2 protein-coding genes are annotated in these 13,111 nt (G+C 39.6%); both read right to left on the reverse strand.

Features of this window, described 5'->3' with window-relative positions; all coding sequences use genetic code 11:
• Positions 1 to 233 precede the first annotated feature (233 nt).
• Positions 234 to 12,473 (reverse strand): GEVED domain-containing protein, encoded by a 12,240-nt coding sequence (locus PMAL9190_RS11635; RefSeq protein WP_144384358.1) that lies wholly within the window; start codon positions 12,471 to 12,473, stop codon positions 234 to 236.
• Between the two features lie 152 nt (positions 12,474 to 12,625).
• Positions 12,626 to 12,967, reverse strand: a complete 342-nt coding sequence (locus PMAL9190_RS11640) for a hypothetical protein (protein ID WP_087845347.1) — start codon at positions 12,965 to 12,967, stop codon at positions 12,626 to 12,628.
• Positions 12,968 to 13,111 lie beyond the last annotated feature (144 nt).

Consider the following 13,111-nt stretch of genomic DNA (forward strand, 5'->3'; position numbering starts at 1 on the left):
TATCTTCATTAGAAAATAAGCTGTTTCCTTATGTTACATAATTAACTTAATATATCCGTAGTTGAGTTTTATATACAAGTTCAACTATTAATTAGAAAGGTGATTTTAAAATGTTATTTTATTTTGCAATTTATAATTCTATTTTGCATCACATATTTCAAATTTGTAAGCTGACACTTAAATAAACTAAGCAACAGCTTTACAAAAGATAAACTTACCTGAATAACATCAATCTATTCAATATTTACTTGATAATAAATAGAACCATTTTCAGATGGCTGTAACTCCCCCGTTAATTCAACCTTTATTTGACCTTTATAACCACTAACGTTATTACCATTAAGCGTTACAATGTTGCAGTTAAGCCCAGTAGGATAAGTATAATTATTACAATCAAGCGGTTGCTCTAATACTGTATATGCTGGCGTATCATCATAAATAGTGACATCAGAAATCACCCCTGTTCCAACATTTTCAAAGTGTATGTCATAGCGTAAGACATCATTCGGTTTAGCGGTATTTTGGGTTGTAATACCACTGCCCTGAGTGAGGTTACTCACTGTTTTTGTCAGTTTTAATTCACCAGCACCAACAAAAGTAACTTTTACTGTATCGGTATCAGTGACAATTCGCGAAATACCATGCCCAGTTCCAGATACATCTTCAAATACCATGGTGGCCTTTACTGCATACCTTGCTGAAGCATTTAATCCAGCATCACTTGGTATGAAAACTTTACTTAATAAACATAGATCTGTATTACCAATTACCGTTATTGGCGCTGTAATAGCATTATCTATAATATCAATAACACCATTACAATTTTGGTCACGGTATAAAGTTATCGACCAATTGTTATTCGTAGGCGTAATAACGATATCATCGATAATGAGATTAATACTACCCGAGGTAAAGCTATGTAGTTGATGGCGCAGTAATACCGAGTTATTAGGTTCTACTTCGGTAAAATTATCGGCCTCTAATGTTGGCGGTTTTACTTTACCAAAGTTAAGATATTCAACGTTATCTCCGGCATTGGCTGTTACTGTAACTTGGTTGTCGGTGACGCTACTACTGCTCGCTTGTGGTATTGAGGAGAGATCACTTTCACTGATATCTATCCATCTCGCTTGGCCTACAACCTTAATTAAGACTGGTTGGGTAGCGACTTCTACTGGCAATAATATTTCATAGCTACCATCACCGCGACTGCGTACTGTTGATAAAATATCACCAGGGTTATAACCCGCTATCACTCCTCCTTGATAAAAAGCTTGTACAGTAAATTGGCCTAATCCTGTTTCTAATCCTGATTTCACACCATCATGTGCAGTAGCACTTCCTGCTGCATTATCTTCAAAAATAAAGCCTTTAATAACAATCTGATTGATCAATTCAAAAGGGTAATCTTCCACTTCACCATTAGGTGCTAACATGCCTAATTGTGCATCATCAGGTGCGTTACATTGATTTGCTTGTTCACATAATCGAAAGCGTATGGTGGTATTACCGTTATAGCCCTGAGTATAAGCAGCAGGAAGGAGAAGCTGCACTGAGTTAATACCGTTAATAACATCGAGTTCATTAACAATTTGCTCGCCGGTATCTCGATAACTACCATTACCGTTCATATCAACCCACACATTTAGTTTCAGTGAGCCAGAGCCTTGATTGGTCACGGTAACATCAACGTTAACGATACTATTTACCACAATACTGGCTGGCATATTGACGCCATCTTCGTCATCAATATCATGAATATCATCACCACGAGCATCGGCACTATTGAACTGTGTTAGCTCAGGATCAAACAACACCCCTAAACGATAGTCTACCTCACCATCGTTATCATCATCATAAAATCGATGTGTAACATTACCGTCAATATCTGCGGTTGAATCACCATAATCAGCACTCACAAAACAACCTGCACCATCTAAGGTTTCATTGTACGTACTGTCCATAGCTGCAATAGCAACAATATCACCAGTGACTGTATTTATACGATACATAGCAGACCCGGTATGCTCTGCTATACCATTACGATCTATATCATGCGAACCATTTTTGGTAACCGCATAAGCAAAAATACTGTCATCCATTATCAAAGCACCAATAGCACCACCTGCGATAGGCGCACTGGCACCATGCCAATTGAGGGTAACACTATTAATGGTTCCCAATGTTGGATTCAATTGATATAACTGCCCATTTAAAAGATCAGCATTGTAGAGGTTGCCATCTTTATCAAAAGCCATGTCGCCCCCCATTGGGGTTAAGGCACTTTGCAGGGAAACTATTGTAAATGTTTGATCTTTTAAATGTACCTTTATCAAACTTTGCCATTGCTGATGATGTAAATAAAGGTAGTTACCCGTAGGGTCAATCGCACCACGGGTAGCACTCTGGATATTAACGCCATTAACAACATTAGCAAGTGGTTGATTCTTATTAAATACAATCGAACTAGATGGAATTAGTTGTAGTGTTTGATTAACGGCCGAAACAATACGTCCTAAATTAACCACTTCACTACCACTTTGATCTGTGACGACTAAATGCGCATCACCATTCATCGAATTGCTATCGGTAACAACCCCATAAATTAAATAGCTTTCAGGATGCATACCAAGACCATTGAAGTGATCAAAATTGGTCAAGCTTGTAATCGTAACCGGTTGCTGCAATGACGTGGTTAATAGTGGTGTAGTATCTGGTTGCAAGCTTTCAAGTCCATAATTACCATTCGCGCCACTTGATAAGGTAAAATTGTTACAACTGTTGGTAACTAAAGAGACTGCTGTTGTCCATACTTGATAATCTTCCACTTCACCATTACTCGCACTACTTCCCTGTACAACATCATTATACTGATCACATTGCCCCATAGCGGCACAATAACGCACTCGTAATATGGTCGCACCGTTATATGAACCCATTGCAGTCGCATCTAATGTCAACACTATCGAGTTATCTCCCGCCGTAACAGCATAATTCGTTAGCAATTGTTCACTGCTATCAAAACTGCCTCCGTGTTGATAATCTAACCAAATATTGACCACACCGGGCTGAGTCGCCGAGAGTGTTATAGTGTTTGTACCTGCCTGTAACTGAGCTGGAATAATTACCCCATCTTCGTCTGCTAATGTATATAAGTTGTCATCACGGGCATTCGTACTGGAATGAGCATAAAATTCACTATCCCATAAACTCCCTAAAGAATAATCATTAATACCATTACTATTATTATCCGAAAATTGATGACTTACAGCGCCATAGCTAATATCAGCATCGCCATAATCTTTTGCTGTTTCAATACAACCTGCGGCATCAGAATAAGCGACATTCGAACCTGATATAGGGCCTAAATGTAATGCTTTTTTAGACAATATATTGAGTTGATATAATGCAGAGCCCACGCCATCAAGACTGCCATTTAAATCACTGTCATAATTGCCATCGATCATTAAATATACAAAGCTATCTTCCCCCATCACCATACCGTAACTCGTCGCTGCTGGTACCGTGGTATTAAAATCAATCGCCGTTGTTGCTATTGCGCCACTGGTTGGATTAATAATATAAAGCGTTCTTGCGGCGAGTTCTGTCGCATAAATATTCCCAGTCTCAGCACTAAATACCCAATCAGAGTCAAAAGGTAACGAGAAGCCCCCCCCCGTTGTCATGCCAATATCTGGTAGTAATAAATTAACTGCATCAACAGTAAAGGTATTTAAATTGACGATTAATATTTGAGCACTGTTAATATGCCCTAAATATAAATACTCCCCACTATGATTTATCGTACCTAATTGACCAACTAATGAAGGAGAAGCAGTAATAGGAGAGCCTGCAAGAACTGCAGTCATCGCACCTGTAGATACATTTACTATATCGAAACTATTACTCGCAAGCGGAGCACCAACATCCACAATATTGCCTGATTTATCAAACATCGCGATATGGAGCGTATTGCTATTATCAATGAAACTACCATAGAACACCCCTCCGACACGATCAAAAGCAATACCATTGAGATTATCAAATCCTGTTTGGTTACTGATAATATTCGATAAACTGTAAGGCTCATTGGTTATATTCAATCCAGAAAAATCAAAACTGGTTGCGCTGCTACCACTGGATTGATAGATACCGTCACATGTTGTACTTGGGAAAACACCTTCAATCACTTTCGCTAAGTGATCTTCTACTTCACCATTACTTGCAGGCCCTGAAATAACATCACATTGCGCCGTTGCATCATCAGTACATAATCGCAATCGTAAATAAGTGTCCCCAGTAACAACTCCCGCAAGCCCATTCCAATTTAAAGTCACATTTGCTTGTGTTGTCGTTGCACTAACAGCAATACTGGCTCGCTCTGATAGCTCAAATCCATTAAGTTGATTAAAGTCAACCCAAGCATATAAAGTGGCCGCTTTTCCTGAATTATTCGTAATAGGAACCGTTAAACTACCGCTGCCATTATTAACAAACACACGGACTTGGTTATCAAAACCATCTTCATCATCAGGCGTAGTACCCACACTATCATCACCATAAGCATCTATTTGTGGTGCACCATCAACATCATTATCAGGTTTATTATCACCAATCCATAAATTGTTATTGCGAGTAACATGATAAGGTCCACTTGAACTATTAAGCGTTTGATAACTATCAGGCGCATCACCAAAATCAAGGCCTAATGGCGCATAACGACAACGAGCACCATCATTACTCGACATCGTAAATCCTAAGTTTGACACTATCGTTGCGGTATAATTTGCTGCAGCACCATTGCCAATTGGAATTTGAAGAACGGGTGCAGATATATCACCTTGAGTGTATTTACCATTATTAACAGCATACATATTACCTGCTTGATCAAAATAAATAGCACCATAACCAGAAGTGAAATGATTACTATTATAATTTCTCGTCACACCAGCAGAGATGACCTTATTGACGTTTTTACTATTATCACGAGTATTTGTTGCAGGATCAAAAATCGCAATCGTACCATTATTCCGTAATCCGTATAACTTGCCGTCAAGTGGGTTAATCGCAAAATCAGCGGTCCCAAATGAAGAAATACTTGGTCGGCCAACTTCTTGCAAATAGGTTTCACTGGCAGGATTCACATCCACTTTTAATATATAGCCCGTGTTACCACTGGCCATATAAAGAATGCCGTCATCAGAAATAGTGGCATTATTAAATGCAATATTGATATTGCTTCCCGTCAGAGTTATAGGTAATAAATGGACATTATAATTACCATCAACTAAACCAATTAACTTGGCATTTGTTTGCGTGATATCACCAATAATATGATTATATTGCATCATATAACCAACTTGCAGACTGCCATTTTTATAAGTACTGGTAATATTTGCGGCAAGCTCTTCGGTGTCACCAGTAAATAAATCAACCGCAAATAGATCCGCGGGGGTTCGTAGTGATAAATAACCATCAGCATCACACGATGCAAACCCTGGCGCACTTATATCTGCAAAATTATTACCAGAGTCATCACTGGTTATTGTACCTAAATCAATAATATTGCTTGAACTTGATGTGTAACCGTCAGGATCAGTAATAGTATTGTTTACCAATAAACCATCACTATTGACAGCACCGACTTCTGGTGGACAAACCAACGGTGCCGGTGTGGTCTCATTAGCCGTTTCATAGAGTTTATATTGATGATTGGTTAATGCGGCTAGCGCATAGTCACCATTTGTATCTGTGGTCGTTGATTGACAGGTATTGGTAGTAATATCGTATAAAGTAACCACAACATTACTAATACCTAACTCGCCAGCATCAAGATTCCCATTGTAGTAACTCATGCCATCGGTAACTGCATTGTTACTATCAGCAAACACCTTACCACTGACTTTAAAACCAACAATTACCGCATAATCTTCAACTTCACCATCAATAGCAAAGCCTGCTGAATCTGTCGCTGTCAATGTTTGAGTTGTTATACGTAAACGTGCAAAAGTGGTTGCAGGTGCAGCAGCGGCTGTAAAACCAGAAAACGATAACGTCGCAGAGCCGTTAGTTGTTGCATCAGCATCATTACATTGCGCTTGAGCAAACTCATTATTACTCGCGTCAAAACTGCCATTGTGATTAAAGTCGACCCACGCATAAACCGTCGCTCCTAAGTCTACATTACCATCATGATCATTACACACCACATCAACTTGATAATCCGTACTATCTATAAAGAAACCAGGCATACCTGTCACAGCATCTTCATCATTGCCAGCACTAATACCAGAAGTATCTACATTATCATCATCAGTAGCAGTATTTGGATTATCTTCGACACCATCTGAAAAACCATCACTATCAGCATCAGCAGCAGTTGAGCCTAAGTAGAGGCTATAGCGATAGCTACCCAACCCATGTTCAGCGCCATTATTAGCACTTAACGTATGATAACTATCCGGTGCATCACCAAAATCTGACGCTTGACTAAAGGTAATTTTATGGTCCTCAACCTCCCCGCCAACAACGGTACCGGTTGAGGCTTCATCCCACGAGGTTGGTCCAAGATCTTGTGGTAAAGACTGATTGCTAATCCGTAAGCGTAAATAACTCGTGCCCTCTTGCACCTGCGTAACATCGATCCAACGTAAAATTGCGGCACCTGTTGAGGATTCATCAACATCGGTACACTCTCGATAAGCATATTCAGAACGCTCAAACTGCTGGTTGCCATTAAAATCAATCCAACCATGAACCGTTGCAGCTAAATCATTACCCGCCACAAAATCATTACAAGGCACATTTAAAGTAAACGTCGATTTAGACGAATCAAACACTAAATTATCAACAGCATCTTCATCACTCAATAACCGCAACGCCGAATTATCATTAATATCATCTTGATCGGCATCGATACTTTGGTAAGTACCAGGATCCATATCAGGCTCAATATCGCCTAAGAAAATACCACTTATTGCCCCGATTTCATGCACAGGACCATTACTCTCTAGTAAGGTATGGAACGTGTTATTAGTTCCATCATCAGGTGCATCACCTAAGTCATTAGCAAAAAATGAGATATCTTGTTCAATAATACATATTTTTTGGGTATTGGTATAAGCCCCCGTTGATCCTGTCATACCATAGTAAATTAAGTTTGAACCACCAAAATAGCTATTTACTAAATCCGCTGTTAACGATTCATATAACTGACCATCAAAATAATAATCAAACGTTTGCGTAATTGGCTCCCAATCAAAGATGACTTCATAATATTTACCGTCTTCAATATTAGATAAACTGTGATAACTTGTCCCTGGTATCAAACCTAGATTTGACGATGATGGCAGCATCATCGTTGTATGATCATTACTGTTACTATCGCTATATTGACCATTTGTCCACGTATCAAATTCAACCCCAATCGAATTACTGATACCTTGAGCACCAAGTCCGCCGCCTAATAGACCTTGTGTTTCTGTGCCTGATGGATCGTTATGCATTACAAATGCAACGCCATCAGCACCATTACCGTCACGAGTTCCCAGATAAACACCAAAACGCAATCTAAATTCAGCCGACATATCAAAGCGATTTTTAGTCCAAAATGCACCGCGTTGGCTCGTTTGATCTGCAGTAATAATCACTTCATTAGTGGTGGTATTTACACTCGAATTTGAACTTGCTGGCATTTTAAATTGATCGCCCAGTGCTAAACATTGCACTGGACCTATCGTAGCTTGATGATCTTCTACTTCTCCAGTCGCAGCATAGCCACTGATAGTGTTACATTCATTTGCATTCTGACAGTATCGTATCCGCGCCCACACCGTCCGATCTGAAGTGACACTGGCAGGCATCGTAAATGCATGTACGTTACTACCAGTGGTTACAGACCAATCCGCAATAACGAGATCATTTGCTTCAGTAAATTGACCATCATTATCCCAATCAATCCATATCGATGCATAACCATTTTGACTCACTTCAATGGCAACAGATGAGCGATTCCACGCGATACTGCTATTTCCGACAATGCCGCGATAAAGTGCAAATTGAACGCCATCTTCATCATCTCCGTTGCCATTATTATTACTTCCCCCACCTGTCGTCGCATCATCTTCATCGGCTAATACCCAGCGTGTGGATTCTTCGTCAACACGATCACCTAAATAATAAATACCTGTGGTATGAATCGCTGCTTCTTGGCCTGTTACTTCATAACTTAGTGGTGCATCGCCATAATCACCACTACGGCTAATCATAATAATGTGATCTTCTATTTCACCATCATTAGCAACGGCGATACTTCTTTCATCTTCAGAGGTTAAACTGAGATCAGTATTACTAAACTGTGCATCAGGCACAATGCGCAATCGCATTACCGTAAAACCGACATCAAATGTCGCGCTGTCTAAATTACTCCAGTTAAGTTGAACCTGACCATCAGTGGCTGGTGTAAAATCCGCACAAGATCCTGCTGTAAATTCATAATTACTGACTTCGAAAATGCCATTACGGTTAAAGTCTATCCATGCATAAACTGGCGCGCCATTACCATTACAGGCTAGAGTATGAGAGAAACTCGTCGACTGATTGCTGACATTGACGATGTCATTAATCGCATCTTCGTCGTCAATATTTGGAATAACATTCGTCGTATCATCAGCATCAGATTGCAAGCTCTGCAATGTTCCATCATCTGAATCTGGAGCAATACTTCCAAGATAAACACTAGCACCATTCGCCGGAAGGAGATGATAAGGGCCGTTAGTTGAAGCAAGCGTCGTATAATCATTAGCGCCAGTGGTTCCACTGTCACTATCATCAGGCGCATCACCATAATCTTTGAAAATAATGGTGCCACCAGCATAATCACAATACGCGTAAATTTCAGGTAAGGTTTCGATACTGGCATTGCCTGGCATCGTTAAAGTTTTAACAAAAGAAGGTGTGGTCGAGATATTATCAATGATGTATATACTGGCATTTTTAAACGCATACAAACGTCCATCAGGACCAAATTTAATCGAAGAAACACTATCAGGTATACCCGCAACAGCAACCACAGCATCGGTTGCAATGTCGTAATAGAATAAAGGCCCATTATCGCCAGCGGTTCCATTTTCAAAAAAGACTTTATGACCATCAGGAGAGAATCGCGGTGACGAACCAATACGATTTATATTGGTTGTAATTTGTTGAACATTATAAAGTTGACCACTTGCGGCATCAAAATCAGCAATAATTAATCGATATGGCAATGAATCGTGTGCAATGGCTAATTTACCCGTTGCTGGCGAATAGTCCATCGCCCCTTTACCGTTAGAGGCAGATCCCGAAACAATCGCTGATGTAACTGGTGCTATAATTCCACTCGCTGTCAATTGGTGGGCATTTAGCTGCCAACTGGTATTTACCGTTAATAACCATGTATCTGAACGGTTAGCGTGGGGCACCACAAGTTGTGATTCAAGTAACGATGCCGTTTCAACAGTACCTAGACTGGTTACTGTTGCCGATGAAAAATCAAGCTCGCCAGCACTGATGGTCGAATAGTTATTTCCAAATACATAAAATTCATTTACGCCACCGCCAGGTTTTGGGGTTACCGCGATAGGGAAATCAACCGAATTGCCCATTGCAAATGGAAGTGACAAAGCTTGATGCGTTTGCCCATGAAAAACACCACCGTCATCACCATAAATAATCACTGCACCATTGGTGGGATCTGTCATGGTCACCGTGCCTTCCGTATGACCATTACCTGTCGACATTCCGATTAACGATGCTTCACTAATAGTCGGATCACCATTTGCAGAAAGAGCAGTAAAGTCAATAACTGTTCGTGTTGCTCCTCCCGTTGTACCAATCCACCATTTCTGGGTTAATTCCGCATGGTTATTACAACTCGCAATAGAGAAATCAGCCTCACCCATGACAAAAAGATGATCTTCCACCTCCCCTAAACCACCGCCATGTAATGAGCGTGGATCTTCACTGCTGCCCGTTTCACCATTAAGTAATAACGCTGAATCAGAAAGACGTAAACGGACATAATAGTGATCGTTAGCAGTCAGATTACTTAATGATGTCCATATTAATGTTTTACTATTATCGCCACTTGCAACAATAATTTGACCGTCAGTTCCGGTGCCACCTTCAACAAACTCATCAACATCAAAACTACCACTGTTATCCCAATCTACCCATGCATAAAGATAGCTATCATTAGCTGTATTATTGGTAACAGTAACTGCAGTCGTAAGACTTGTGTCGTTGGCACTCATTGAAATACCAGCAATACTATTTTCATCGTCAACGGTGCCAGTTGTATCATCACCATCAGCCGTTAATACACTGACCCCTTGTGCTTCATCTTCATTATCAGCGGCATTTGAGCCAATAAATATATCAGTTGATGCAACATGATAAGGGCCACTATCTGCAAGTAAGGTGCGATAATTATGTTCGCCCACGCCTAATCCAGTATCAGGGGCATCACCATAATCTGCATTAACGATTATGGTTACTGGATGATCTTCAATCTCACCATAAACGGCAGAACCATAAGCACGATCATCTCGATTATCGCCGCTAGCAGTATCAACTAAATTATCATCCGTTATTCTTAATCTTATATAGGACTCACCCGAGGCTAAATTTAAACCGCTCCATATTAATACCGCACTACCAGCCTGAGTGGACGAATTATCATTACACCCTTGACTCGCATATTCACTTTCTTCAAATTCACCATTACGATTTGTATCGATCCAACCATGAACGGTTGCGCCAAGATCGCCACTACCTGCACTAAAATCATTACAAATAATGGTTAATGAAACATCAGTACTATCAACGACAATCGGCGTAATAACACCATCTTCATCATTCGGAGTCGTTCCTTTTATATCATCATCTGAAGCGTTAAATTGAGTGTCTACACCGTTGTTAAATCCATCCGTATCACTGTCAGGAGCCTGATTACCTAAATAAATAACATCATCAATAATATGCGAAGGACCGCCATTAATTGATAAGGTTTCATAATCGCCCTCACTAGTACCAGTCACAGCATCGGGTGCATCGCCATAATCACACCCAGAAGCATCACTGATCACCATGCTCATACCACCAAAAATATACCGCTGGGAGCTTGGGTCATTATTATGTGAGGTATGCGCTAGCCAAATCCCTTGAGATGGATCAAGAGTACGTGCACCTATGTGCACTGGAGATTGAGCAATAAGAGAACCATCATCATTCATAACAGTCAGTTGAATTGTTGTTGACTGATCTGATTGAACATACATACTAAGACGATAACGTTTAAATACTGTTGTACTTAATGATCCCGCAACCGAACCAAATTGATTCACAGTGCTATTAACAAAACCACTTATTTCACTATTAGCGCCATTCCAATTTGCATCTTTACCAACCCATGCTGTATAGCTGTTATCAACATCCGTTATAAAAACACCATTCATGTTAGTATGATCAGTAAGCCAAAATAGCAAATCACCATCTCCAGAATTTAAATTTTTCAATCTAAACTCGGCTTCAATACCCACAGGGTAAGTAAATTGTTTTCCTGGTGATAAAACTTCTAATTCAAATCGCTTTGCAGGATGGCTACCACTGGCTGGCATAGAATGCAATTCATCACCGACAATACTCACACCACCTAGTGCGGTATAATTTGAGAGTGTGGTGATATCGGCCCCAGTAAGAGCTTGGGCAGAGGAAGAACACGTAAGAGTATTAGCTTGGGTGAAATTAGGCGTAACATTAATTTGATGATCTTCAACTTCACCAAATCCTGCAAGCCCTAAAGAACGAGGGTCTTCATCGGTTGCAGATGCCGCACTATCTGGTAATAATTGATCACTAATACGCAAGCGCATAAAAAAATTACTGTTTGATGATAACGACGGTAATGTTGACCAAAGTAGGTTAACGCTGGTATCACCATTCGCGACGAGCATCGCATCACCTATTTCTGTCCCGCCTTCTACAAACTCATTACGTTCAAATTGACCATTGTTATTCCAATCAATCCAAGCATAAAGATAGGCTGGATTAGAGGTTGTATTATTAACTAATTGAGAAAAACTTAATGATGTACTGCTGGCGTACAGACCTATACCATGAGAACTATCTTCATCATTATTGCTCTGTATATCATCCGCCGTTGCCGTTACATTTTGTAATAATCCATCATCTTCATCTGGTGGATTATCACCAAGAAAAAGACTTGATAACAATTCATGACGAGGACCATTGTTACTCAATAAGGTACTGTAATCACTACCATTAGTATCTGGTGCATCACCATAATCATAACTACCGTTAGCGTTTGCATTAGCAGCTAAAAGCAATCCATGAACAAATATCAGTGCACCACATAGGGAGAAATTTATGAAAATATTTTTTATTTGCGATAAAGAATTGTTTAATTTAGACATTATCATTCTCCCTACAATATTTATGCGTCCATTCAATGCTTTTTGTATTATGGAAAGCAAAATAAGCCTTATTTAATAATTGATGAGTTAAATCTGATAACCAATTAATCCTCATTTTCTCAGTTATAATTCGTTATCAAACTTAAACGAATTTACACCTGACAAGCCGTGTTATTACTGCTGCTGACAGCAATAACAATGAAATGAGGGATTAAGGTATATTGATGGCAATTGAGAATGTGATTGGACGTTAATATATGATGTGTTATCTGAAGTGCGTCATCATAGTCAAATTGAACATTTGAACTAATGGGAACGATATGGCTATCACTGATCATGTGCCAGTGCTTGTTGTTAATTTCCTCTTTGATGTCATAAGTATATGGTACTGTTGCATTGGAATTTAGAAAGTCAGTTGCTGCTACACGAAAAGGCACAATCGTAACCAATGATGCCATTATCGTTAATACCACTTTTTTTATACTAATACACATGAGCATATGCCCCTTTTTTATTAACATAAGGGAACATATGCAGCATATATGCCAAATATAATAGGCAATCAATCAACTAATTAGACAAGTATTGGCAGATTGAGTGAAATGCGTTACGCAAACCTGCGTTGCAAAATAATAATA

This window comes from Photobacterium malacitanum, from assembly GCF_900185615.1.
GTDB lineage: Bacteria > Pseudomonadota > Gammaproteobacteria > Enterobacterales > Vibrionaceae > Photobacterium > Photobacterium malacitanum.

Excerpts from the sequence above, each read along its gene's own strand:
- PMAL9190_RS11635 (WP_144384358.1), bottom strand. The coding sequence starts at position 12,473 with ATGTCTAAATTAAACAATTCTTTATCGCAAATAAAAAATATTTTCATA.
- PMAL9190_RS11640 (WP_087845347.1), bottom strand. The coding sequence starts at position 12,967 with ATGTGTATTAGTATAAAAAAAGTGGTATTAACGATAATGGCATCATTG.